General features: G+C 42.3%; 22 protein-coding genes. 5 read left to right on the top strand and 17 right to left on the bottom strand.

Annotated features, from left to right (window positions below; genetic code table 11):
• Positions 1-22 precede the first annotated feature (22 nt).
• From ABMY35_RS14440 to ABMY35_RS14460, 5 genes are all read right to left on the bottom strand, one after another.
• Complete coding sequence (locus ABMY35_RS14440) at positions 23-454, bottom strand: GNAT family N-acetyltransferase (RefSeq protein ID WP_349286849.1); 432 nt, start codon at positions 452-454, stop codon at positions 23-25.
• A gap of 28 nt (positions 455-482) precedes the next feature.
• A complete protein-coding gene (locus ABMY35_RS14445; RefSeq protein WP_349286850.1) occupies positions 483-1,235 on the bottom strand; it encodes a hypothetical protein in 753 nt (250 codons plus the stop codon).
• The gene (locus ABMY35_RS14450; RefSeq protein WP_349286851.1) at positions 1,232-1,867 is read right to left on the bottom strand and encodes a sigma-70 family RNA polymerase sigma factor; all 636 of its coding nucleotides are present in this window, start codon (positions 1,865-1,867) and stop codon (positions 1,232-1,234) included. The genes ABMY35_RS14445 and ABMY35_RS14450 overlap by 4 nt, the downstream gene beginning before the upstream one ends.
• A 21-nt stretch (positions 1,868-1,888) precedes the next feature.
• Positions 1,889-3,619: a VWA domain-containing protein gene (locus tag ABMY35_RS14455; protein WP_349286852.1), complete on the bottom strand. Its 1,731-nt coding sequence runs from the start codon at positions 3,617-3,619 to the stop codon at positions 1,889-1,891.
• Between the two features lie 110 nt (positions 3,620-3,729).
• Positions 3,730-4,635 carry a LysR family transcriptional regulator gene (locus tag ABMY35_RS14460; RefSeq protein ID WP_349286853.1) on the bottom strand — a complete coding sequence of 302 codons (906 nt, stop codon included), beginning with the start codon at positions 4,633-4,635 and terminating at the stop codon, positions 3,730-3,732.
• Between the two features lie 115 nt (positions 4,636-4,750).
• Between ABMY35_RS14460 and ABMY35_RS14465 the strand changes: the two genes are divergently transcribed.
• Positions 4,751-5,233 (top strand): GNAT family N-acetyltransferase, encoded by a 483-nt coding sequence (locus tag ABMY35_RS14465; protein WP_349286854.1) that lies wholly within the window; start codon positions 4,751-4,753, stop codon positions 5,231-5,233.
• Positions 5,234-5,323: 90 nt separating this feature from the next.
• Positions 5,324-5,989 carry a hypothetical protein gene (locus ABMY35_RS14470; protein ID WP_349286855.1) on the top strand — a complete coding sequence of 222 codons (666 nt, stop codon included), beginning with the start codon at positions 5,324-5,326 and terminating at the stop codon, positions 5,987-5,989.
• Between the two features lie 81 nt (positions 5,990-6,070).
• Here ABMY35_RS14470 and ABMY35_RS14475 read toward each other — a convergent pair whose 3' ends face one another.
• The 7 genes from ABMY35_RS14475 to ABMY35_RS14505 all read right to left on the bottom strand — a co-directional run bounded on the left by ABMY35_RS14475 (position 6,071) and on the right by ABMY35_RS14505 (position 16,621).
• Positions 6,071-7,033: a helix-turn-helix transcriptional regulator gene (locus tag ABMY35_RS14475; RefSeq protein WP_349286856.1), complete on the bottom strand. Its 963-nt coding sequence runs from the start codon at positions 7,031-7,033 to the stop codon at positions 6,071-6,073.
• Between the two features lie 10 nt (positions 7,034-7,043).
• Positions 7,044-7,607 carry a hypothetical protein gene (locus tag ABMY35_RS14480; protein WP_349286857.1) on the bottom strand — a complete coding sequence of 188 codons (564 nt, stop codon included), beginning with the start codon at positions 7,605-7,607 and terminating at the stop codon, positions 7,044-7,046.
• 2 nt (positions 7,608-7,609) lie between these two features.
• On the bottom strand, positions 7,610-8,332 hold the full coding sequence (locus ABMY35_RS14485) for an SDR family NAD(P)-dependent oxidoreductase (protein WP_349286858.1): 723 nt from the start codon (positions 8,330-8,332) through the stop codon (positions 7,610-7,612).
• A gap of 10 nt (positions 8,333-8,342) precedes the next feature.
• Complete coding sequence (locus tag ABMY35_RS14490; RefSeq protein ID WP_349286859.1) at positions 8,343-9,041, bottom strand: hypothetical protein; 699 nt, start codon at positions 9,039-9,041, stop codon at positions 8,343-8,345.
• A gap of 818 nt (positions 9,042-9,859) precedes the next feature.
• Positions 9,860-11,416, bottom strand: coding sequence for an AbgT family transporter (locus ABMY35_RS14495; protein ID WP_138483902.1), 1,557 nt, complete (start codon positions 11,414-11,416; stop codon positions 9,860-9,862).
• 251 nt (positions 11,417-11,667) lie between these two features.
• Positions 11,668-14,988, bottom strand: a complete 3,321-nt coding sequence (locus ABMY35_RS14500) for a PDZ domain-containing protein (RefSeq protein ID WP_349286860.1) — start codon at positions 14,986-14,988, stop codon at positions 11,668-11,670.
• A 238-nt stretch (positions 14,989-15,226) separates the two neighbouring features.
• Positions 15,227-16,621 carry an alkaline phosphatase PhoX gene (locus ABMY35_RS14505; RefSeq protein WP_349286861.1) on the bottom strand — a complete coding sequence of 465 codons (1,395 nt, stop codon included), beginning with the start codon at positions 16,619-16,621 and terminating at the stop codon, positions 15,227-15,229.
• A gap of 281 nt (positions 16,622-16,902) precedes the next feature.
• Between ABMY35_RS14505 and ABMY35_RS14510 the strand changes: the two genes are divergently transcribed.
• Complete coding sequence (locus ABMY35_RS14510) at positions 16,903-17,097, top strand: hypothetical protein (protein ID WP_349286862.1); 195 nt, start codon at positions 16,903-16,905, stop codon at positions 17,095-17,097.
• Between the two features lie 95 nt (positions 17,098-17,192).
• On the opposite strand, the gene ABMY35_RS14515 is transcribed toward ABMY35_RS14510, so the two are convergent.
• The 4 genes from ABMY35_RS14515 to ABMY35_RS14530 all read right to left on the bottom strand — a co-directional run bounded on the left by ABMY35_RS14515 (position 17,193) and on the right by ABMY35_RS14530 (position 22,058).
• A complete protein-coding gene (locus ABMY35_RS14515) occupies positions 17,193-17,648 on the bottom strand; it encodes a GNAT family N-acetyltransferase (RefSeq protein ID WP_349286863.1) in 456 nt (151 codons plus the stop codon).
• A gap of 24 nt (positions 17,649-17,672) precedes the next feature.
• Positions 17,673-18,716, bottom strand: coding sequence for a PLP-dependent cysteine synthase family protein (locus ABMY35_RS14520; RefSeq protein ID WP_349286864.1), 1,044 nt, complete (start codon positions 18,714-18,716; stop codon positions 17,673-17,675).
• 118 nt (positions 18,717-18,834) lie between these two features.
• On the bottom strand, positions 18,835-21,405 hold the full coding sequence (locus ABMY35_RS14525) for an FtsX-like permease family protein (protein ID WP_349286865.1): 2,571 nt from the start codon (positions 21,403-21,405) through the stop codon (positions 18,835-18,837).
• Positions 21,396-22,058 carry an ABC transporter ATP-binding protein gene (locus ABMY35_RS14530; protein WP_349286866.1) on the bottom strand — a complete coding sequence of 221 codons (663 nt, stop codon included), beginning with the start codon at positions 22,056-22,058 and terminating at the stop codon, positions 21,396-21,398. The genes ABMY35_RS14525 and ABMY35_RS14530 overlap by 10 nt, the downstream gene beginning before the upstream one ends.
• A 184-nt stretch (positions 22,059-22,242) precedes the next feature.
• Between ABMY35_RS14530 and ABMY35_RS14535 the strand changes: the two genes are divergently transcribed.
• Together ABMY35_RS14535 and ABMY35_RS14540 are read left to right on the top strand one after the other, a co-directional pair.
• Positions 22,243-23,130 (top strand): alpha/beta hydrolase-fold protein, encoded by an 888-nt coding sequence (locus ABMY35_RS14535; RefSeq protein ID WP_349286867.1) that lies wholly within the window; start codon positions 22,243-22,245, stop codon positions 23,128-23,130.
• Between the two features lie 28 nt (positions 23,131-23,158).
• Complete coding sequence (locus ABMY35_RS14540; protein ID WP_349286868.1) at positions 23,159-23,329, top strand: hypothetical protein; 171 nt, start codon at positions 23,159-23,161, stop codon at positions 23,327-23,329.
• Between the two features lie 334 nt (positions 23,330-23,663).
• On the opposite strand, the gene ABMY35_RS14545 is transcribed toward ABMY35_RS14540, so the two are convergent.
• A complete protein-coding gene (locus ABMY35_RS14545; RefSeq protein WP_349286869.1) occupies positions 23,664-24,347 on the bottom strand; it encodes an amino acid racemase in 684 nt (227 codons plus the stop codon).
• Positions 24,348-24,379 lie beyond the last annotated feature (32 nt).

The following is a 24,379-nucleotide window of genomic DNA, read 5'->3' on the forward strand; positions in this document are numbered from 1 at the left end:
ACAGTGTTTGGGTCGGTAAAAATTAAAACACTTTCTCAAAGCGTATCTTGTTGTCGAGTGACGTATCTCCGGGCTCAATATCAATGATGTTGTAGTGGTTTTTCACTAACATGGCGAGCATGGCTCGAAAGCAGTTCATAGTTTTAACCTGCACCGCTTGATAGTTTTGCGTTTGCAACCAAGCTTCTTGCTCGTTGAGCATTTTCTGTGCAAGACCATTCCCTCTATGCTCAGGCATCACTGCACCTAACCAGCTATAAAAAACCGTGTCACTCAGCGCATAACCCAATTTATATCCTACAGGTTGCTCGTTGTGATAAGCCACCAGCAGTAAATCGGTTTTATCTGCTAGCCTTTGCTTTATGATTTCTAGCGTTTTTGGTGTGCCAAACTCAGGGATATTGGTTTCTATAGCCAAAATATCGCTGAGTTGACCTTGTTTAATTTCGTACATATTTGTTCATCTAGTAAAGCCACAATCTTTAATTCTTATCTTTCGATTTATCGTCTAATTTTGACGTCGTTTCTGGGCGCTCAATTTTGCCACTTTTGATAAGTGCTAGATATAAGTCTTCTAATGGCTCTGGAATATCATCATGATATTCAGGCTTCTCTTTAAGTAGCTTAATTAATGCGCTTTGGGCGCCTGCTTTATCTTTGTTTTCTAGCCTTGCCACAATATCTTTAAACACGGCATTTGGCTTGGCGTTTGGCTTGGCATTCGGCTCAGACAAATTAATGCCATACATAAATGGTGATACAGCCTGAACAGCTCGCGCTTTCTGCTCTGGCGCTGCGCGTTCAAGTCTCGCGCCTGTGACTTCTATTCGTTCCATTTGCACGTCTTCAGCTTGTATGTTTACTCGCTCAATTTGTGGGGCACTTTCTTGTGCTTGCTTCGCTTTTGCCATCGCAGGCACTTCAGCTGATTCAACTGAAACTAACATAGGATCTTGGTAATACTGCCAAGGCGCTAACACGGCAACGGCGACAATGGCGGCTGCAAGCCCTGAATATTGCCACCATCTGCTTGAGGTTTTCGTCGTTTTTTGCGCTCGCGCTTTACCCTCCAAACCTCTGTTACCAAATACTTTTTTATCAAAATTTTTATTTTCACCATTAACGGTATCTGCAGCACGCGCTAAAATAGCATCATCTATGTGTTTAGGCGGCATTGCGTCGTTATCTTGCTGATAAAGCTTGATGAGTTCGTCATCACTAAATTGCTTACTCATGCTTGTCGTGTGCCTCCTGTTTCTGATGCGTCTACTTTGCGATGCAAACAATCTCTTAGCTGTGACATGGCATAGCGTAATCGCGTTTTCACGGTTTCGGGTTTTGCCTCAACAATTTCACATACTTGGCTTGTGCTAAACCCGGCTTCATGGCGCAACAAAAATGCGTCTCTTTGCTGTGGTACCAGTAATTCTACACAGTGCTTAATCGCCCGTTGCAAGAAGTCATTATGTATCTCGCTTTCGTGATTGTCTTGGCTTGAACTTAGCACAGCAGGTGACTCACTATCGTTACTATTAAGCGCCTCATCAACCAATACTAGATGCTCACCACGCGCGGTGTGTTTTCTGTGTTCATCAATCAACAAATTATGGGCGATGCGGTAAAGCCAAGTGCTGAACTTAGCCGCAACCGTATAACTGGCCCGATTATCGATGACTCTAAGCCAGATTTCTTGAAATAGCTCTTCGGCTTTAGCCTGATGCTTTGCACCTAATTGACGACACACATAACGATACATTGGTCCTTTATGTCGGCCGTATAACTCGGCAAAGGCGGCTTGGCAGCCTTTGCCATAGCTGAGCATCAGCGCTTCGTCCGTGTCTGATTGTAATTGCGCGATTTGAGTCATAAATATTAAAGTTTCTATGTGTTACATTGAACTGGCCAATTCGACCAAGTTAACAAATTCACCGCGATAGTTAAACGGATCATCCCCTCTATTTGCCCGCGCAATACTGGCAATATCTTGATAGTTCATGTCACCAAGGTACTGGCTTTGTTTAAGCTTTTGAGCAAATGCGGCCACTGAGGTTGCAAATTTAAAGTCGGAGCTGGCGCTATTAAAGTCTGGTAACACCTGCTGTTTATTGACCACTTGGCTGATCAGTTTACTCTCAGTGTCGCCCGGTAATTTATAACGAATTTTCACCTGAAGTAATTCATCACTGGTACTGACCATTTTCTTTTGCTGGTAACGCAGCTCATCCACTTGCCCTTTATTACCTGCTAAAGTCACTTCGTACAATGCAGTCACCGTATGACCTACCCCAATTTCACCGGCATCGACTTTATCGTTATTAAAGTCTTCGTCTTTTAATAAACGGTTTTGATAACCGATCAGACGATATTCTTTAACCTCAGCGGGATTAAACTCGAGCTGAATTTTTACGTCGTTGGCGATACTCTGCAGTGTGCCACTCATTTGTCTTAACAAGACTTTTTGTGCTTCATGTAGGGTATCAATATAAGCATGATTACCATCACCTATGTTGGCTAATTGCTCCATCATGGCGTCATTGTAATTGCCTCGACCAAAGCCCAGTGTTGTTAATGAAATACCTTGCTTACGCTGCTCTGCGATCAAGTCTTTTAACGCATCGATACTTGTGGTACCAACATTAAAGTCTCCATCAGTGGCCAAAATGACCCGGTTCACACCCCCCTTAATAAAAGCTTTTTTCGCTTCTTGATAAGCCATTTTGATACCACTTTCACCATAGGTGCCGCCCCCTGCTTTGAGTTCTTTTAAGGCATTTATGATGGTTTGCTTTTCTTTGCCTTTAGTTGGACTTAACACCACCTGCACATTACCTGCGTAAGTCACTAAACTCACGGTATCGCGGGCTGATAACTGCTTTACCATCATGGTTAGGCTTTGTACCAATAAAGGCAGTTTATTTTTGTCGTGCATCGACCCCGACACGTCGACTAAAAACACCAGATTCGAAGGTTTTCTTTCACTTGCCGGTAAGTCATAACCTTGCAGGCCGATACGCAAAATATGGCGTTCATCATTCCAAGGTGCTGGGGCCAACTCTGTAAAAGTTGCAAACGGCTGCGATTTATCTTCTGGCACGCTGTAGTTGTAATCAAAGTAATTAATAAAGGCTTCTTCACGTACAGCGTCGGTCGGTGGCAATTGCCCCATACTTAAATAGCTGCGAATATTGGCATAGCTGCCCGTGTCTACATCCACTGAAAAGGTCGATAAAGGCGTGGTTGCGGCTTGAAATACCCCATTGCTCTCGCTCGGTAGGTAATTATCACGCTCCTCAGGATGAGCAAAAAACTCAGGGGCTGACGGCGCAATTCTTTTGCGCATTTCAGGCGCTGCAATCAATACTTGTGGTTGACTAAGCTGCATATATTCAACGGCTCTAGCATTTGTAAGGTCATCGGCTTGCGCCTCTGTGATCTGACTCCCCGTCACCATAATTTTTTCTACCGCTTCAGGAACTGATTTACGCTCTTGCTGCGATTGTTCTTGGTTTTTTTGCGCCGTTTGTTCACTCTTGCTGTCTTGATTCGAGCAACCAGTAATAAATAAAGAACTAAACAAAGCGCCAAGGGTTAAAGCAATTAAGGTCTTGTTGGTTTTCATATTCTGTCTCTTTTTATAGAAGGTTTACTGCTATAAACGGACGACTATGAATTAGGGGGTGAAATATTTTTAAAGTTTTTTCACCCCGGCTTTGTCTGTTTTGATTAGTCCTATAAAAACAGGCCTTTAACTTGCTCTACAAACCACCTATTGGCTTGGTTACTGGCTTTTAGAGGATGCCAATAAATCTGTAAATGATAGTCGGGCACCGTGATAGGTGGAGGTAACCGTGTTAGTTTTTGCCCTTGCTGTACTTGTTTAGCAACTTGAGTCGGCAAAGTTAATAAATACTCGCTGCCTGCCACTAGGTGCGGTGCTACAAGTACACTGGTTTGCTGACAAGCAACATGACGCGTATGACCTAAATTCGCTAATACTTGGTCGACAATACCTTGTGACTCTCCCCACGGTGCGATGCGTATATGCTGCTCTTGTAAAAATTGCTCAAAAGACAGCACATTTTTTATTCTCGGGTGCGCTTTACACACTAAGGTACTGTAACTGTCGCTGAACCAAGCAAGCTGCTCAACACCGGCTTGCGGGTGTTCATCATGCTCAAAGCCTAATACGAAATCTAAGTCTCGCTGCTCCAACTGTTCTTTAATTGGTAAAGGGCTGGCTGGCAAGATCTCAATCTGAATATGCGGCGCTTGTTTGGCAAAGTGCCGAGTTAATTTAGGCAAAAAACAAAACTCAGTGTAATCGGTCGCGGCGATACGGAATGTTTTCTCACTGTGACTTGCGTCGAATCCGCTTGCTTGACCTAGTCCGAGCTCTAGTAACGGCAAGGCTTGCTTTACATACTGGGCTAATTGCTCAGCTCTTTCAGTCGCCTGCATTTGATTATTCACTCGAATAAATAAAGGATCGTCTAGACGCTTTCTAAGCCTAGCTAAGCCGTGACTAAACGCAGATTGACTTAAATATAACGACTCAGCGGCCTTTGAGACCGACCGATATTGATAAAGCTTATCGAACAGCAGTAATAAATTGAGGTCAAACTGTTTGAGATCCATAAACCTGCACCGTATTCATTTAACTATGAAAATTATGCACTGGTTTCATTTTTTTGTTCGGTTAATATATTTAAAAAAGTAAATACTGAGCGGATACGCTCTAAGAGGAAGCGCTATGTCACAACTTACCATTCGACCAGCAGAAGTCACCGACATCGACACCATTTTATATTTCATTAAAGAGCTCGCTATTTATGAAAAAGCAGAGCATGAAGTCTTAGCCATACCTGAAACCATTAAGTCGAGCATGTTCGTAGAGCACAGTGGTGTGCATGGTTTAATTTGTGAATTAGATGGTGAAGCAATTGGTTTCTCAGTGTATTTCTACAATTACTCAACTTGGCTAGCAAAGCCTGGGCTTTATCTTGAAGATTTATACGTGTCACCTGAGCATAGAGGCAAAGGCGCTGGTATTGCACTACTCAAACGTTTAGCACAAATCGCCGTTGAAAAAGGTTGTGGCCGATTTGAATGGAGCTGTTTAGATTGGAATACGCCATCACGCGAGTTCTACGAATCATTAGGCGCTGAGCCACAACATGAGTGGATTGGTTATCGCATGAGTGGTGAAACTCTGGTGAATTTTGCACAGAAATAACCACTTCCAAAGTGTGGCGGGTATCTTCAATTAATCCTTTTCTTATTTGATTACGCTTTTAATATCAAAACTGATAATTAAGCGACCAAAATGAAAAATACCGCCCTACCCTTAGCCGCTTTGCTCTTCGCACTGTCGGCTAATGCAACAACTCAACTGACTTCACATGCAGTCGATAACAGCAAATCTTATCGTGTACACGATAACAACACCTTGATGTACGACACTCAGGTGTCATGGCATCAAACTGGCCTTGACCTTGAAGTCTTGCAAGGCCATGCCTCACAGTTAGGACGTTTGAGCATCACACACAGCAAAGTGATTGCCTTTGACAGTACCAACAAAATACTTTGGCAAGACGAGCGAAGTAATCTTCCAATTTGTATTCCTGAATTGTTTCCTGAATTTGCGAAGGCCTATTTCAAAGAGCTCAAAGCGGGGAAAAGCATAAAGTGTCATGGCCCAATCATAAAGGCGAAAAAGCTTGCGCCATTTGAGTTTAAGCTCATCGCCGAGACATCCAATTCATCAATCATTGAAGTGGGCCCGGGCTCCATAGGTATGATGTTTTTTATGGACTCTATTACGATGACGTTAAACAAAGACGCAACTCATTTAAAGGATTTTAGCGGCATTTTACCTGCACCAGAAAGACTTTCGGGGAAGATGGCCTACTTAGAAGTGAAAGAACTGAAACAAGCAGATTACCCCATAGCCACAATTGATAAAGCAGTTTTCGCTGGTTCTACACTTTAATGAGTCGTTGTATTCAATTTAAGAATAGGATGACTTGTGTCGGCAACTTTGTTTACCGGCACCTCATTACTTTGCAACTAATTAAACGGGCAAGGTATCAGCCATCTCAAGATATGCCTTAGGTGTCATGCCATTACATTGAGAAAAGATACGAGTGAAATGGGCTTGATCGCTAAAGCCACATAAGAAGCCAATTTCAGCCAAACTCGTCTGTTTTTGCATAAGCAGCTTGGCAGCATATTTCACCCTTTCCTGTTGCAATAATTGCGCAAACTTCAGGTTTTCTTGCTGCAAGTGCCGTTGTAAGCTGCGCGATGAAACACAAAGCTGTATGGCGACTTTATCAATAGTAGTTTCAACAAATCCTGTTTCGATAATCGCTTGTTCGACTTTGCTCTGCCAACTAGCTAATACAGCTTGTTCGTCTTCATTTGCAAATAGAGGCAGACTATTTTGCTTATGGCGAGCGCAAGGCTCATAACGGATCACCCAACTAGAACAAGCTTGTATCGACTCGCACAAAGTTGTTTGTGTCTCAAAATCAAATAGTAAAGTTTCGCTGTCGGCCTGACCAGACAAGGTTATTTTGCTGGCGCCACAGTACGATAACAGTGCACATAACACACTCATCACGGCTAAATCTTCGACCAAAGTTGGCGGCTGCTCACCTCGTGAAAGGTGCTTTATATTAATTTGACCTTGGCTGAAATCACTCTCAGTGTAATGCAAAGCGTGCACATAACGCTCAAGTCGATGCCATTTAGATAACAAACTTTGTGGCTCTGAGCCAACTAACAAAGCCATACTCAGCGGTGTATGTAAAAGTTGAGACACACCTTGCCCCAACTTTAAAATATTCTCGATGCCATACTTATCAACAAAAGCCTGAAGTAAAGCTCGCTTAGAAGTAATAGGCACTTTGCTTTGGTTTACCGCATTGGCAGTCGGTTCAATGGCAAACCCGTTCAGTTTTGCACCTGCACGTAATATATCCATCATAGCTTGGCTAGCAAAAGCCACATTTTTGCTCGCAGATGCACTCATTTTAAATCTCCTAGCGCGTTAAGAGAGGTTGTAGTTTTTTACCAAGCCAAGGTAATGACATCAACCAATTTGGCGCGCTTGTGACGATAAATACCACCAATGAGAACCAAAGTAATTTACCTAAAAAGACCGTTATCATGATGGCCAAACCTGACAATCCTGACAAAATACTGAGTATTACTAAACTTCGCGGCGGTGTTGGAAACACAGACATGGCAAACAAGGCCAGCAAGCCATAATCGTTTATCCATGTTTTTAACTGTAACCACTTTGCATAAAAATCTGATTGCTCGCTTGGAATAGATGCTTGAATAAAACTCTCGAGCAACAAGCTTAAACCAATCAATATGCCACTACCTATAACTGCTGCCATTGCAAATAGCAAAGCGATAAATACCCGTTGTTGAGGTTGCAACCAAGCGAGCAACATCACTGAGGTTTGCGTCGGTAACGCAGGTATAAAAAAGTCGCCAATAGAGAGACCAGCAAGCATAGGCACTGCTTTAGGTTTACTGCCATTTCGTTTTATCCAAGACAGTACCTTGGTTGCGATACTTTGATTATTTTTACGCATAATTACGCCCTCAACATGACACTTTCAGCAAGGTTGGGAAACAAGCGCCTCAGGCGCATCAACCATTTGGTTTTACCCACTCTGATTTCTTTTTCGTGACGTTCAATACCTGCCATTATTTCTCTTGCCGCTTGCTCTGGAGAGATTTTCCCCCTACCACGCCCTCTTGTCATATCGGTATCGACCAAAGGTAAAATAGCCTCACAAACGCGGACTTGCTGATTGTTTTGAGTGATCTGAGCTCGTAAAGACTTACTAAAAACCCGTAAGCCCGCTTTATTTGCACAATACACCGCCGAGCTTTGTTTTGGTGCAATGGCCAAGCCTGATGTGACAAATACCCAAGCCCCCTGAGCACTTTGTACATTTTTAAATAGTAAACGTGTCAGCAACATGGGCGAGGTAAGATTAATCATCGTTTCTTGATGCTCTGTTACTTCATACAGGGCGCTCGATACATAGTTTCTGGGTTGCTGCACCCCAGCATTGTGAATAACAAGGTCTAATTTCGTAGCCTCGAGCTTATTTGCCAGTGTTTCAACATCACTGAGCACTGATAAATCACAGACCAACCAATGTACTTGAGGTTTAAGCTTGCGGGCTTGGTCAACTGAATTTGGATTACTTCCAGTGGCAATAACTTGATAGTTTTTTTGTAAATACTGCTCAACAAGTTGCGCGCCGATCCCTCGGGTGCCGCCTGTGATTAAAATCGTTTTCGTCATGTTCATGTCCTTATAACTTTACCAATGCACTGAGATCTAGTCCTTGCTCGAGCTCGACGTTAGCAAGGTACTCTTTATATTTTCCGTTGTGTTTTTTGTCTCTAGGTTCAATCAAACCGGTTATTTTTCTGAGTACTGGTTTGTCTTTATCAAAATAAAATCGAGTTGAACCAAACACTAATCGCCAAAACCAAGAAGCAGGCGTGACTTTGACAACAAGCTGATCGTTTTCAATCCTGGCTTGCACTTTTATTTTGGTGTGTGCCTGAACTTTGAGTACCACATAATCAAAGTAAAACACCTCACCAGCTTTGAGTGCATCCCAGCGCTTAGCCACCTCAAAAGGGATGCTTAACAACGATGCAGGCTCGTACGTAAAGCGATTAGTTTTGGTTTTACGTTGTAAATTTGTTTTCGGACTGCTTAATACAAACTCCCCCTCTCCTGATTTATGAAAGAGCAGCCCTGTTTCATTTAAACTCGGTTGTGCCATCTCAAGACGCTGTAACCCATTTGCGACAGACCAAGCTAGAGTCTCGGTTGCGACTGGGTCTTGCCCGACAGCAAACCATTTACGGCAAATGTGTAATACGGACTGGTTGTCGACACTCAACGACATAGTCATAGAAAAAGTCGGTCTTGGGTTTTGCAGCGTTAAGTCGTAACTTTTTGCAGAGGCAAACAAGTTATTTACGGTCAGTAAGCTCATAATTTCGTTTCCTGAGTAATAATTACTGAGCCAGTGTAGGAATTTGCAAAGCGGATGAATTGAATATTTACGCCAAATTGAGATTTGTAGATGCGTTTTAGAACCAAAGAAAAAGCGCGGCATAAAGCCGCGCCTACAAGTTGAGTTCGAGTAGTTTGCTACTTTGTAGGCGCGATTTTACATCGCGCAGAATAGATAAACTGGAATGACTAAGTTGTGTCGCGCTAAAGCACGACTTACCTCTTAATAATTATTAGACCCTGTATAGTACAACCCATTTAAAAAAACCATCAGACAACGCCCTATCCCCTTCTATCTCGCCTGAAAATAAGCAATTGATGAGTAATGTCAGTGCATGGCGGGATTTTTGTTCCAGACAAATCCCAAGTACCTAAATCCATTTAGGCAATGCACCAATAAGGCTGATTTAGTCCAAGGATGGACTATTCAGCCATTTACGTTCACATCAATTGTGTATTTGAAGAAATAGCGAGATAGAGGGGCGCCGTGGGAGTCCAGAGGGAGGCCGGCGGCAGCCTCCCTCTTGTTGTAGTCGCCAATGCGACAAATGAGAGATTTGAAGACTAAGATTACAACGCTACTCTTTGTAAGAAAAGTATTGTGTTGTATTTCGTCCCTGTAGCATTGGCCTTCGGGTGTCCATACCCTCACTTCCTCGTGCTGCGGAACTACGTTCCGGTCACTCGTCACCCTTGCGCAAAAGTAATCTCGCTTACAGAATACTTCTTAACAGTATATAAAACGGCTTATTTCACGTTGCGCAGAAATAACCTTGCTACGCAACGTGTATTCTGCACTTAGAACCCAAACGGGATGTTGAACGCGAAGAACGCGATTAATAAACCAGTCCAGAATACTAAGAAGGTCAGTGAATAAGGGATCATCATGGTGATCACATCACCAAAGCTCAGGTTTTTATTGTACTTACGCATAAACGCTAGAATAACGCCGGCATACGTCATCATCGGAGTGATGATGTTTGTAGAAGAGTCTGCAACTCGATACGCAGCGGCGACAAGCTCTGGTGTCATCGCTGGATTTACTGCATACAACATAGGCACGAAAATTGGGCCTAATAGCATCCACTTTGACGTAAGACCACCAACGAATAGGTTAATCAGAGCAGTGGTTAATACAAAGCCGATTATCAACATAATTGGTGAGTCTTGTAACCCCATCGCAGATAAACCACTTGCACCTAGATAAGTGATGTATGTGCCTAAGCCTGAATAACCTAAAATACCTAAGAAGTTATAACAGAAGAAGGTAAGCACTAAGATATAACCCATGGTATTCATTTGCGCGACCATGGCTTTTACTACGTCCATCAGGCTTTTGAATTTACCTGTTGCGACACCAAAAGCAGCACCCACAGAGGTAAAAATAAAGGTGATCAACAAAATTACATTATTTAAATAAGGCGTCACGGTTTTGCCCGCGTCATTTTCGTATGGAGCTAGCGGCCCTAGCGCCAATAAAACCACTACGCCAATTGAAGCAAGTAGACCCCAAAATGCGGCACGAAGACCTTTTTTCTCGTCTTCAGTCACTGAGAAATCAGACAAGTCCATACCTTCAGGCAGATCATAAGGCATATCTTTAAACTTAGGTTCAATGAACTTCTTGGTTACCCAAGCACCTAATCCCACCAGCATAAAGGTCGAGACAAAAATAAAGTAGTAATGCATGGTTGCTGGCGTAAGTGCACTGCCATCTGCTGCTTGGAAAGGAATGCCTTGAGATTCAGCAAAAATTTGTGCATTCAAACCAATGATCACATCCACTGGCGTAGCAGGAATTAAGTTGGCACTGAAGCCCGCTGATACACCGGCAAATGCAGCCGCCATACCTATCATCGGATTTTTACCAAGACCTGCATACAAAAGACCTGCCAAAGGAATAAGAATAAGATAGCCTGCATCGGTTGCGATTGAGCTCATGATCCCTAAAAAGATAAGCGCTGGCGCTAAGAACTTCTCGTTTAAACGTGTACCAATCTTCTTGATAAGGGCATTGAATAAACCAGAGCTTTCAGCCACCCCTACACCTAGCATAACGATTAAGATAACCCCTAATACACCGCCACCAAAACCGAGCCAGTTATTCAGCAGGGCATTATCAAATACCCAACGAACATGTTCGGCTTCTGTCATATTTTTGATGGTATGGGTTATGGCGCTGCCATCGGCACTTTGCGTTTCGAACGTTAAGCCGCCTATTAATGCGGTTAAGGCAAATACGAATACCAAGAACCACATAAAAATAATGATGGGATCGGGTATTTTTTTACCTGCCTTTTCTATAAATGCGATGACACCACCGCTGCTCGGCTGAGCTACTTCACTTGTCGACACCTTTTTACTTCCTATTTTGTTATTTTATTCTTGCTCTTCATTAAGCATTAACCCACTTAGAGCAGTAATAGCGCAAATAGTTTAATGATTTTGTCACAAATCAGAAACAAACAAGATAAAACCACATAAAAGCGAGATAATGTAACAATTAAAAGTTCATTCACTTATAAATTGACTTGCAACTTTGCAAAGAAAAGCGGCTACTTCCTGCGAAGTAGCCGCTTTAATTTACGATTTACGTAAAGTTAGATTTATGGTTTTACCGCCGGAGTTGAGTACTTAGGCGGTTTTATATCAAGTGGCGACTTGCCTTCAAGCTCTTTCATTAACTCTGATACTGCGCGCTCTAACTGAGGGTCTTTCCCTTGAGAAAGCGAACGAGCATCTTGATAAACCTTGATATCTGGGGCGATACCCTTGTTTTCACCTACCCACTCATTGTTGATAGGGTCAAACACGGCATTATCCGGTGCAGTCAGTGCGCCACCATCAACCAGTGGGTAATGCACCGATGACTTCACTACCCCACCCCAGGTTGTAGCACCAATCAGCTTGCCCACTTTTTGCTGTCTAAATGCCCATGGGAAGTAGTCACCACCCGAACCAGCTAGTTCATTGATAAGCAGAGCTTTTGGCCCTTTTATACCCGCAGGTAATAGCATAGGTTTGCCGTTTGGTACTTCATTGGTGATCGCAGCACGCAGCTTGCGATTCATTAAATCAACCATGTAGTCATCTAATAAACCACCGCCATTAAAGCGCTCATCGATCACCGCGCCCATTTTGTCTTGCTGTGCAAAGAAGTAACGGTTAAATGAAGTGAAACCAGGTGTTGAAGTATTTGGCACCCATACATATGCAAGTTTGCCGTCTGACAACTTATCAACTAAGCGACGATTGTCTTCAACCCAAGCACGTTGACGAAGGCCATACTCACTTGAAATCGGCTCAACAATCACTTGATGCGCCCCTTCATAGTCTGGCTTGTCGTTTACTTTCAAAGTCGTTTGTTTACCCGCAGTGCCGTCTAACAACGCATAAGGGTTATCGTTTGCTGTAAGCGGCTGGCCATTAATCGAAACGATATATTGCTGCTCTGACACTTTTAGATTTGGCTGATCAAGTGGACCTTTTAGTTTAGGGTTCCAGCTTTCTGAGGTATAAATTCGGTCGATTTTCCAATAACCGTTATCTTGAACTAAGTCTGCACCCAATAGGCCCGCTCGACGTTTTTCAACATCTGGCATATCGCCACCGAATACAAAACTGTGACCTACAGACAGCTCACCGTTAACCATATCAAGTAAGTAATTTAAGTCCGAGCGATGTTTAACATGCTCAACCAAAGGCTCATAACGGGAGAACACTTCATCCCAATCACGACCATGCATATCAGGGTCGTAGAAGTAATCACGCTGATAACGCCATGCTTCTACAAACATCTGACGCCATTCTGCTTGACGGTCTAGACGCGTTTCTAAATCAACTTTAAGTGGCTTACCTAACTTTACAGACGGTTTAGTTGCATCGACCACATGCCAACGGCGACCTTTTTTAACTATGAGCTTTTTGGTGTCAGCAGAAATGTTCACATCGCTGATACCGCTTACATATGGTTTGGCCTTACGCTTTTTAACACTGTATTTATGTAGTGAGAACGACCAACCTTTGTCGGCACGTTTAGCAAAGAACACACTGCCTTTTGGTCCATGTATCACACCGCTATATCGACCTTCTGGCATAGGCAATGGCATGATACGACGTTCAATGTTGTCAAAGTCTATGCTAACAACGACGCCATCTTTCTTTTTGTCTTTGCCTTCTTTTTTCTTAGCCGCATCTTTTGCTTTATCTGAAGACTCAGCTTTTTCTGCTTTATCAGCTTTCTTATCTGCATCTGCTTTACCTTCGTCAGGCTTAGCTTCTTTTTTCACCTTTTCTTCATCGCTGCGCAGCGCAAAAGGTGAATCTAAGTCTTTGGCAAGATTAATAATGTAAGGCGCATACTCATGATCTGCCGACATTGAGCTAGTATTTGCCCAACCACTGTCTAGGCCATAATCAGTACTGGCTAAGAAAAATAAATGTTTACCACTTTGATCCCATGCAGGCGAAACTGAATTAGCCATACGATTTGTAATGGCACGACTTTGCTCTTCTTCTAAAGACCAAACTTTGATTTGTTTAAAGCCATTATCAGCTTGCTTGGCATACGCTAACCATTTTGAGTCGGGTGCCCAAGTTAAACCTGTGCGACCACGTTCTAAATTGTTACCGCCGACATCAATGGTTTTAATCGTTTCAGAGTCTAAATCAACTAAACGGTAACGCACATCGTCATCCACAAAGGCAATGTACTTACCATCTGGTGACCACTGCGGTTCCCAAGCCATTTTCGATTCACCAATAGAAATGGTTTTACGCTCACCCATACCATCTTGGTTTTGTAGCACTAATTTATAACCTTGCTCACCCTCATCAGAGAACCAAGCTATTTTATCGCCTTTTGGTGACCAGATTGGCGCTCTATCGGCTGAGCTATGATCTTTGGTTAAATTACGCGTTGAGCCATGCTCGACAGGCACTGTGAATATTTCACCACGTGATTCGAATAACGCGCGTTTTCCTGAAGGCGATAAAGAGGCATTTTTAGCGCTTCTTGCGACATTTTGCCACTTAGTTTCTGCCCATGGGAAGTCGGCTTGAATGTTAATGTCGAGCTTTTTAGCACGCTTGCGCTTTACATTATAAGTATACAAATAGCCGTCTTTTTCAAACGCTAATTGCTTACCATTGCTGGCAAGTTGCTTAATGTCACCGCCTTTAAATTTGGTAATTTGTTTGGTCTTTTTGCTTTTTGGGTCATATTCCCAAATATTCGATACCCAATCTCTATCAGACAAATAATACACTTTGCCTTTAAGCCATACCGGCTCAATATCTGTTGACGTATTGAAATGAGGTAGTTGGGTTTCTTCTTGTGTTTCTAAATCCAGTAACACAAGTGGGGTATTCTGGCCGCCTTTGTAGTTACGCCACTCGGTATCCCAGCGACTCATACGGTCAATAATGAGTTTGTCACCGTCTTTAGAAAGTGCGCCATTAAAGCCCCATTGATGCGTGACAAGTTCTGGTGCTCCGCCATCGACAGACACGGTCCATAAACGCTCATATCGCTTTGGTGCTGTACCTCGTGAAGAAGCAAATAACACCTTTTTGCCATCTGGCGTCCAGCCTCTTACATACGCATTGTTTGCATGCCAAGTGAGACGTTTTGGCTCTCCCCCCGCAACAGGCACAATGTAAACAGATTGCTGGCCATCTCGATTAGAGCTAAATGCGATGGTCTCACCATCTGGTGATAAATGAGGCTCAGTTTCGACTGCTTGCGTACTGGTTATACGCTTAACGTTTTCACCATCAAAGTCTGACACCCACACATCTCCACCATAAACAAACCCGATATGAGAGTCGCTAAGCGTAGGTTGTCTTAACAATCTGGTTTCATCAGCCGCATTGGCTGAAAAAGCACTGATCACGCCCAGTGCAACGGCTGAAAAAATATTCTTCATTGTTATATTTCTCTATTTTCCTTATTGCTTGTTACCTAACAGAGTAAAAAATGATAATTTTTAGACAGTTAGCTACATATTGATGCCAACACAAAAACCCATAACAGAAACAGACTGTGTCAAATGCCAAATAATTAAACAAGCTCAAAATTAGAATTGAAAGGAAGCAATTGTAATAAATTGCTTCCTTAAGTCCTTAGCCCACTTAAAACTGTAGAATTTTAAGCATAAAAATTGGTTAGGCTTTCTGCGCTGAAAATTGCTCCCAAGGGCCTGTAATAGCGAGGGTTTTAGTCGGTGAGTAAAGATTTACAAATAGCGTTTTTCCGTCATGAGAAAAACAGGCTCCTGCTGGCTCTGTTTGAATGTGAAGTTTTGCAAACGGATACACTGCACCTTTTGGTGTCACCCCTCTTAAAAAGTTTCGAGTAATATCGGTATATTGGTCTTCACATACTAATAAATGGCCTTGTGGAGTCACCGTTAAGTTATCACCAAAATTATACTGACTACCATCAGTACTCTCAACAAATAGCTGTAATAAGCCTGGATGCTGAGACTCTTGCGCTGTACCTTCAAAGGCTGATGGCTGGTATCGCATTACTTGGCCAAACTGTTTTTGCCCCCCATTGGTACAGCAGAAATACAATTCATTGCTGCCAAAATGAATGCCTTCACCACGTGCAAACAGCGCTGCGCCCGCTTCATAACCCTGCTCACGTAAATCATCATTGGGACTTTCTGGGTTTGAAAGCGTGATCCATTCAACCTCTAACCAATCACCCAGTGCCATGCTGTTTTCAGCCCAGTTTCGAGTATCAAACTTTGGCTTTTGTTTAACGACAAGGGCTTGTAATGCTCCCCCTTCACTTAACTGACCTTTTACCTTTGGAATAAAGCGATAAAGTAGACTATCGCCCCTGTCTTCAGTCAGATAAATAATACCAGTTCTTGGGTCGACAGCTGCCGCTTCATGGTTGAAACGGCCCATAGCAACTAATGGTTTAGGCTCTACTAACCCATTAGCCTTTGCGGGTACTTCAAAAATATAACCATGGTCTTTTGAGATGTTGCCATCGGGACGATCGACTGACTCTTCACACGTTAGCCAAGTGCCCCAAGGCGTTGTACCACCCGCACAATTTCTGATTGTACCGATCAGGCTCATGTACTGTTTTTCTAATGTTTGCGTTTTTAGGTTGTAAACCAGTGTTGAGGTGCCGCCCGGTAAAGCTGTACCAGACTTTAAGTTGTCGTAGCTTTTATTCGATTGGAAAGACTGCCATGGCACTGCTGACTTTTTTATGTGCTTTTGAGCCAGCTCGTGATTACGAACCAAAGCGACACGGTCTTCATCTAATTTGATACACCCCATACCATCTGCATTGTCAGGTACTGGCATACCATCATCCATTTTATCGCCGAGTTGTGAGATCACTCGATAACTAAAGCCTGGCGGTAAGTCTAGGATATTATTTTTGTCGGAAACTAAATCGCCATACCCTGATGACAGCGGCATGTCAGCCAAAGCCACATTATTGCCTTCTTTGCTGCGACAGCCCATCATATTGACGGTTAACCCCGAAAAAGCCAATGCCGCAGCACTAAATGTAAATTGTCTACGTGAGACCATTACTTCCCCCCAAATTTAAATTCGTACAATTACTCTAACTCAAATTGTGATAATGTAACAAAAACACCCTATTATCAACATTGTTTTTATTTCTAAAATCTAGATTAAAGGCGTTGTATGCAAAGCATATGAAAAAGTTCGAATTTTATTTTGATATCTTCAGGTTAGATTTTATAGATGAGGTATGAACATTGAGATAGAATTGCGCGGTCTGTGCTGCTTTCGTTGTGATCCACAATGAAACAACGTTTTTTATTCGTGCTTAATACATTGAGGCCATCATGTTTACTGATACGCTTTTAACGATCCTCGTTATCTACTCTTTTGCTTTTTTCATTACTGGTATTTTAATGATTATTTTAGAACCTAAAGGTGATGAAAATCGCTACCAACAGAAGGTAACTGAATACACTATGTTGGCGATTGGATCGGTAGCTACTCTGTCATTTTCAATTTTTGGCCTGACAAGCCTTTAAATAAGTAAAAGTCTAGATGGGTTAGGGCGTGCTGAAATTACATAACCTGAGCTTTAGTTGCTCAAAGTTATCAATAATATACACGCCCTAATTTGTTATGCGCATTCAAGTTTCATCTCAACCAATGAGGGGGTAAAACCTAGCTTTTGATAAGCATTAATTGCGGCTTGATTTTCGGCATATACATCCAAGTAAAATATATTTACACCATGTGCTCGTCCCCAGCCCATTAACGCATCCATGACCAGTCTATTTAAGCCTCGACCACGAAAGTCTGGTGCAACATACATAAAGCCAAGGTAGCCGTGTTGCTCGTGAGATAGTGATTGTTTACTTGATCTGACCTGAATATAGCCAGTCGCGATGATCTGATCTTTTTCTTCAAGCACGAGTACTTGGCTACTTGTTTCACTTATCAACGCGGGTAAATCATAATACGTCGCGTTATTCGCTTTAATATGACTGTTGTAAGGTCTTTCAGCCTCAACGACGGCTTGCTCTAGGTGTAGTAAATCGTTTATATCATCCTGAGTCGCGATTCTTAAATGCATCTGTTTACTTCTTACTTTTAATTCTTAATTAAATTGAGCCAAAAATTTATCAAACTGGCTGTAATCGCCAATGTTCTCATCAACCCACTGATCATCATGGTAAGTATTTAAATACCTTTCCCCGCTGTCGCATAAAAGCGTCACGATTGCACCTGACTGCTCCAGTTGTTGCATTTCTAATACTTTATTCAGCACGCCAAACATATTAGTCCCTGATGAAGGCCCCACACGCTTACCTAGTTTTTTACTGAGCCAATGCATGGTGGCAATACTGGCGGCATCTGGTACTTTTTGCATCTCATCTACGACTCCAGCAATAAAAGAAGGTTCTACTCGCGGCCTTCCTATGCCTTCAATCCGACTGCCTCGACCGAGCGTTATGCTGCTGTCACGGGTTTGAAAGTAATCGAAAAATACTGAGTGTTCAGGGTCTACAACCAATAAGTTTGTATCGTATTTTTGAAAACGTAAATAACGTCCAAGCGTCGCTGAAGTGCCTCCAGTACCAGGGCTCATCACAATCCAGCTGGGTATAGGATGCGGCTCATCTTGCATTTGCTTAAAGATACTTTCTGCAATGTTGTTATTACCGCGCCAATCAGTCGCACGCTCGGCATAAGTAAATTGGTCCATATAATGGCCATTTAACTCATTGGCTAAACGCTGAGACTCGCTGTAAATTTGATCTGTTTGTTCAACCAAATGACAGCGACCACCATAAAACTCAATCTGTTTGATTTTTTCATGTGCCGTAGACTTTGGTACTACAGCAATAAAATCAAGACCGAGTAACTTTGCAAAATAGGCTTCCGAAACAGCTGTGCTACCAGATGAAGACTCTATGATGGGGGTATTTTCAGTAATATGGCCGTTACATAAGGCATATAAAAATAGTGAACGAGCAAGGCGGTGTTTCAAAGAGCCGGTTGGATGTGTACTTTCATCTTTTAGATACAAAAGCACGTCAGGGTGAGATTTTAGATCTAAACGAATTAAATGTGTATCTGCAGAGCGCGTGTAATCTGCTTCAATGGTTTTAATTGCCCAATTAACCCAATGTCTATGCATACGATTTCACCTTTAGCTCATCATCTTTTATTGCTTACGTTCACTCTTTAGGAACGCACTATCACACAAGAGTGGTGCTTTAGCCAAGCACCACTCTTAGAAAAAGCTTAACAAAATATTACTGCTCTTCAAGTAGCCCCCGTGTTGGTGACTTTAACTGCCTGAGAGACATAACAATACCTGTGATTGCTATCATTGTTGCAATCACTAGAGCCTGCGTTAACACGGCAAAAAAGTTTGCTTGATAAGGCATGGCTAACTCATATTTATAAAAGCTAGCAATAGACATATAAACACACAAGGTGGCAACCAGTGCTGGCAACAAAGTAATGATTGCCCATTCATAAAATATCAGTAGCTTTTGCTTTGTTTTATCAATACCAAATACAGTCAATAAACCATTACGCGCTTTATCTTGCTTTTGATGCACCGAAATTGCAGCCGCTAATAGTAAGTTGGTAAGAAGAGCTATAAATACACTGTAGATCACCACTATCATGATTAAAAAATTCATGTAGAAACGTATATCAGCCAGCATAGTATCCACTGACATCATCCGCATACTTGGGTGTGCTTGCCAAACTTGACCAAGGTTTGCCAGCGCTTCATCGCTAAGTTGTGCATCGCCCATATAAAATGTCTCAACGTCTTCAACCGCATCATTACTATGTCTCACAAACCAGAATGTCGTGTTACTACCACCCGAAACAAAGTTGTGTTTCGCGGCAATAAGCAACTCCACAGACTGATCCCCCATGCGCATTTTCAGTACATCACCCAATTTAAATTGCATATCTTCAAACACTTCACTTTCAATAGAAACCGGCCACTGATTTGCTTTAAGAACTTGGTCACTTTGCCAACTGCCCAATACAACTTTATTATTGCTTGGCACTTTCGCTTGCCAGTGCAGGCGAATGGGTCGCTCTAAACGCGCTGATGACTCACTGGGTTGCAGCCCAGTTTCGTTAAGTTTTATTTGGTTGATATGCGTTAGCTGCGCGTATTGAAAAGGCGCAATATAGTTAATTTGCCCTTTGTATTGGGTTAAAAACTGCGCTAAGGCCTGTTGCTCAGTCTTCGTTACTTGGCTTATCACCACATTGCCTTGGTCTTTAAAGGTAAGTTGCTCCAATACATTGGTGACATCTTGCGTTATGCGCAGTGATAATAGCAGCAAGGTCAGACTCAAACCTAAGGCAATGATCTGCGCACCTTTTACATATATACGTTGTTGCATAAGATAAAGTGTAAAACCAAATAGCTGAGCACGCTTTGATAGCCCCCATTTGCCCAAGCCAAGTACACACCAAGTCAACAAAACTAAACCGAATAGGCAAGCCGCCAGTGTGCCGACGACCATGACGGTTAAAGTCCAATTGTCTGAGTACCATACAATAAGTGCAATAATAGCGACGACAGGCATCATAATCTTGAGCCATTGCTTACGCTCTGGCGCTTGATAGCTCATAAGTAAACGCTTAACTGGTGTGGTTAATACCGAATGCCAAGCAGGTAGCGTTAGCGCAGTATAAAGACTGAGTGCAATGACTATTACCTCAAGCAGCGCCGTCCATTGCCAATCAAGCGCAATTACAATATGGTAGTTTTCTAACCATTGCACTGCAAAATAAGTGGTCGTGGTTGCCAGTAAAACACTTGGCACTAGGGTAATTACAGTCGTAAATAAGCCCCCAAAAATAACCAACCATTTACTAGCCTGTTTTGCTAAACCATTTGCCATACAAATAGCGCTAAAGGTTTGCAATGGTTTAATGACGTTTTGATTGCTCAGTGCCAAAATGATACTCGCCAAAATCACCAATAACACAGACACTAACCCCATAAACTTTTCGACTCGCTGCCAGCTTTTAGCTAATGGATGATTACCTAAGGTTTGACTGATGAGCGTCGCGCCATCAATGTCGCCGCTAGTCGCTACTAAACTTTGTAATTGCGTTTCATCATGTGCCATTAAGTATCGATATGATTTGGCTTGAAGTGTATTGTCTTCTATTAACTTTTTAAGTGAGGCTAAGTGCACCATGGCACGCATATCACTGTTATGCCCCTCACTTAATCTGTCAGGCTCTGATATTAAATAATGAGTGAATCTAAAGGTTTGCCCCGCAACGTTAATTTCATCATTGATCTTAAGTGACAAAGCTGCGGCTAAGCGTGACTCTAGCCAAATCTCATCTTGGCTTGGTCCTTTTGTATACTCTGTTGTAGTGAGTCCTTGTTCCTCACTCACACCAAGCGTGCCAAATATTGGATAATTATCATCAACTGCTTTTAATCTGACTAATTGGGCCAAATGTTTATCTGCGACTTGATGAGTCAGCGTGACATTATAGGTTTGAGTTTCACTAAACTCGTGGCTATGTTGAATAAACGCCGAACGCTGTTCTTGATTTAAAGGTTGAAAGGTTTGTACTACCGAGTCAGCACCCAGCAGTTGCTGCAAGTTTTGTTTTAAATACCCTTGTACACCATTGCCAAGCAATGTTGTGAAACTCAAATAGAAGAATAAGATGAACAACGTAAGTAGTTGAACTAAATTGACGCGTGAGCGAGTTTGCTGCCAATGAAATTGCCAAGAGAGCGCCCATAACGACTGAATAGAATAACCATTGCCTGACTCTGGCGCGCGTTTATCTATGAGATTTGAAAGTGCATTTACGCGCATAGCTGCAACCTCCCATGTTCTAGTTTATAAACTGTATCGAGCTTTTCAGCTAAGGCTTGGTTATGGGTAATTAATACTAACGTCGCTTTGGTCTCGCGACAGCATTGCAACATCAATTGGCTGATATGCTCAGCGGTTTGCTCATCAAGATTACCCGTTGGCTCATCGGCAAAAATAAGTGCAGGTTCAGAGACAAAAGCCCGCGCGATGGCTACGCGCTGTTGCTCCCCTCCACTGAGCTTGCTGACAGAGAAGTTTGCACGCTCAGCAAGACCGACTTTAGACAACCAATTGCGCGCTTTTTCAAATGCCTGTTTATCGCCTTTTAATTTCAAAGGCAGTGCCACATTATTCAATGCATCTAACTCAGGAATTAGATGGAATTGTTGGAACACAAAGCCACTATGCTGATTGATATCGCCTGATTTAAGCGCTACTTGCTGTTTTGTGAAAGCCAGTTCACCACTTTGCAGCGGCTCAAGACCTGCCACAATGCTCAACAAAGTCGTTTTACCACTGCCTGACGCGCCCACTATGGCAACTTGTTCAGTTGCTTTAATTTGCAATGATGCGTCTTCAAGTAATGCTAAGTTTAAGTCCTTATTAACAGGAATATGGTGTGTCAGGTTGGTTAACTTGATTGCGATGCCCATGGTGAACTCCGTTTATTTTTATGTCTGGGCTTAGTATTGATGATTGGCTGTGAAAGGAATGTGAAGAAACACTTTCACATCTTTGCTTACAAATTTGATTAACTAGAATGCACCGATGACTTTTCATATTCGTTGTTTTAAATTAAGTTACCTATTCAGAAACAAGGGTTTGGATGTTTAAAGTATGTTTAAAAAAATAAAATCAAATAAAAAATCTTGGCTATTAGGCACCGCTTTATTCGCTGCAATGGGGTTTTCAGGTTTTAAAGCCTATCAATATAACAAATACTATATATCTGACTTTGAAGACCGCGTGATAGAGTCTCAGGTGCTCAATGAATCTCGAAAAATATTTATCCGCTTGCCCGAAAATTATTCTGCCGATAAACAATATCCCCTCATTATTCGCTCTGACGGCAACTTTAACCTAGCCCGTTGGGACGCTGTACTCGACGAGTTTGCAGAGCAAAAAACTTATCCCGAAGCAATTTTGGTGTCTATTCCGAATCAGTTTTGGACCAATACCCGCAACCGAGATTTAGTGCCGCCCTATGCGCGTCGAGATGTAAATATCGAGCCCCGTCCTGCTAGCGATAACGACCCTGAGATATTTGGCAAAGCTGACTTGTTCTTGTCATTTATAGAGACCGAAGTACTGCCCTATATGCATAAACATTATTCTCTCAGTGGCGAGCGCATTTTAAGTGGTTACTCTGCTGGTGGTAGTTTTGTTATTTATACTATGGTCACCAAACCTGACTTATTTAACGGTTACTTTGCTTTTAGCCCTGCTGCTTGGTATGACGATTCAGTGGTAGTTGAGCAATTTCGACAAGACATTCAGCAACTGGCTGGGAAGCCTAAACTCTTTTATTTAAGCCTAGGGGCTGAAGAACCCAGCATCATCACAGGATCTTTTAATGGCTTAATTGAAGTCTTAGAGCAAGGTGCGCCTGAAAACCTTACTTGGCAGTACAGCTTTAGCCAAGGTGCAGGCCATGGCGAGAACCCGGTGGTATCGGTGCCAAAAGCGCTTACAGCCTACCAAGATTTCAGAGCTAAACATTTATAAGCCGTTTATTTAGTATATAGGAGCAAGTATGTACGCCGTCATTTTTAAAGCCATCGCCAATCAACAAGACTCAGACTATTCGAAAATGGTTAGCGTGATGCGAGAACTTGCTTTTGAAAAATATAACTGCCAAGACTTTTTAGCAGTGCAAGAGGACGGCCAAGAAGTCGCGATTTCTCATACCAATTCTCTTAATTAAGCGAACTATTTTAAGGCAAGGAAAACTGGTCGATAACGAGGCGAAAATTTTGCGATTTAGTTGTTCTAAATAAGAAATTTTCAACGAAGTTAGCGTCAGTTTTAGTCCCTTAAAATGATTGAGTATTATTGAGGATTGGTATTCTTGGCTTGACGAAGATGACATAAAACGTTGGCACCAAGACAGCCAACATGCCGTTGCTCAGCAGTTAGGGAGAGATAAATGGTATAAATCGTATGTAGTCGAGGTTGTTGAGGTTAAAAGACGTTATAGCTTTAGCTGATAACCGCCCAAAATGCAGCTATCAGCATACTCACTACAATTTACACTATCATTAATTGGTTGCCGCTTTTATGGCGGCGTCGCCTAAGATCTGTGTTGAATCAAGTATAGCCAACTGAGTAAGCGCTTCATCGATAATAAGTGGTAATTCTGTACACCCTAGAATGACCGAATCTACGCCTTGCTGAGCAAATTTACTGAGTAAACTTTGCATTGCCTGCCTGGCGCTTTCACTTACCACGCCAGAAACAAGTTCATCAACAATCATCGAATGCACTAGCACTTGCTCTTCGTCAGTTGGTATAACAATTTCAGCCGCTAAATGTTCAAAGGCATTTGGATAAACAGCACTGTTGAATGTGAATTGAGTGCCCAATAGTAATATTTTCTTGTATTGTTTTTGCTCTGCAACCTTAGCCACTTCATCTGCAATATTCAGCCATGGGATATTAATTTTTTCACATACTTGCTCATAAACTTCGTGGGGCGTGTTTGAAGGGCAAATCACTAATTGTGCACCAGTAGCCTCTAATTTATTGATTGAACGCACCAATAAATCTTGCCACTTTTTCAGACGCTCAGGCCCAAAATTCACATGCTCAGAAAATGAAAAGCCATGAATCGATATTTCTGGATGGGTGTGTTTGCCAAACACTTGCTCTGATGCAGAACATATATATTTATATGTTATTGCTGCGCCTTCAGCGGTCACTGCTGCAATCCCTATGTGTTTCAAAATATTGTCCTTTTATTATTAGATGTCTCATG

The sequence above is a fragment of the Pseudoalteromonas sp. BZB3 genome (assembly GCF_040104455.1).
GTDB lineage: Bacteria > Pseudomonadota > Gammaproteobacteria > Enterobacterales > Alteromonadaceae > Pseudoalteromonas.

What these genes read in the sequence shown, in the direction of transcription:
- ABMY35_RS14535 (WP_349286867.1), top strand. Translation starts at nt 22,243, where the DNA reads ATGTTTAAAAAAATAAAATCAAATAAAAAATCTTGGCTATTAGGCACC.
- ABMY35_RS14520 (WP_349286864.1), bottom strand. Translation starts at nt 18,716, where the DNA reads ATGCATAGACATTGGGTTAATTGGGCAATTAAAACCATTGAAGCAGAT.
- ABMY35_RS14490 (WP_349286859.1), bottom strand. Translation starts at nt 9,041, where the DNA reads ATGAGCTTACTGACCGTAAATAACTTGTTTGCCTCTGCAAAAAGTTAC.
- ABMY35_RS14505 (WP_349286861.1), bottom strand. Translation starts at nt 16,621, where the DNA reads ATGGTCTCACGTAGACAATTTACATTTAGTGCTGCGGCATTGGCTTTT.
- ABMY35_RS14480 (WP_349286857.1), bottom strand. Translation starts at nt 7,607, where the DNA reads ATGCGTAAAAATAATCAAAGTATCGCAACCAAGGTACTGTCTTGGATA.
- ABMY35_RS14455 (WP_349286852.1), bottom strand. Translation starts at nt 3,619, where the DNA reads ATGAAAACCAACAAGACCTTAATTGCTTTAACCCTTGGCGCTTTGTTT.
- ABMY35_RS14465 (WP_349286854.1), top strand. Translation starts at nt 4,751, where the DNA reads ATGTCACAACTTACCATTCGACCAGCAGAAGTCACCGACATCGACACC.
- ABMY35_RS14470 (WP_349286855.1), top strand. Translation starts at nt 5,324, where the DNA reads ATGAAAAATACCGCCCTACCCTTAGCCGCTTTGCTCTTCGCACTGTCG.
- ABMY35_RS14500 (WP_349286860.1), bottom strand. Translation starts at nt 14,988, where the DNA reads ATGAAGAATATTTTTTCAGCCGTTGCACTGGGCGTGATCAGTGCTTTT.
- ABMY35_RS14510 (WP_349286862.1), top strand. Translation starts at nt 16,903, where the DNA reads ATGTTTACTGATACGCTTTTAACGATCCTCGTTATCTACTCTTTTGCT.
- ABMY35_RS14530 (WP_349286866.1), bottom strand. Translation starts at nt 22,058, where the DNA reads ATGGGCATCGCAATCAAGTTAACCAACCTGACACACCATATTCCTGTT.
- ABMY35_RS14450 (WP_349286851.1), bottom strand. Translation starts at nt 1,867, where the DNA reads ATGACTCAAATCGCGCAATTACAATCAGACACGGACGAAGCGCTGATG.
- ABMY35_RS14445 (WP_349286850.1), bottom strand. Translation starts at nt 1,235, where the DNA reads ATGAGTAAGCAATTTAGTGATGACGAACTCATCAAGCTTTATCAGCAA.
- ABMY35_RS14515 (WP_349286863.1), bottom strand. Translation starts at nt 17,648, where the DNA reads ATGCATTTAAGAATCGCGACTCAGGATGATATAAACGATTTACTACAC.
- ABMY35_RS14525 (WP_349286865.1), bottom strand. Translation starts at nt 21,405, where the DNA reads ATGCGCGTAAATGCACTTTCAAATCTCATAGATAAACGCGCGCCAGAG.
- ABMY35_RS14475 (WP_349286856.1), bottom strand. Translation starts at nt 7,033, where the DNA reads ATGAGTGCATCTGCGAGCAAAAATGTGGCTTTTGCTAGCCAAGCTATG.
- ABMY35_RS14440 (WP_349286849.1), bottom strand. Translation starts at nt 454, where the DNA reads ATGTACGAAATTAAACAAGGTCAACTCAGCGATATTTTGGCTATAGAA.
- ABMY35_RS14460 (WP_349286853.1), bottom strand. Translation starts at nt 4,635, where the DNA reads ATGGATCTCAAACAGTTTGACCTCAATTTATTACTGCTGTTCGATAAG.
- ABMY35_RS14540 (WP_349286868.1), top strand. Translation starts at nt 23,159, where the DNA reads ATGTACGCCGTCATTTTTAAAGCCATCGCCAATCAACAAGACTCAGAC.
- ABMY35_RS14485 (WP_349286858.1), bottom strand. Translation starts at nt 8,332, where the DNA reads ATGACGAAAACGATTTTAATCACAGGCGGCACCCGAGGGATCGGCGCG.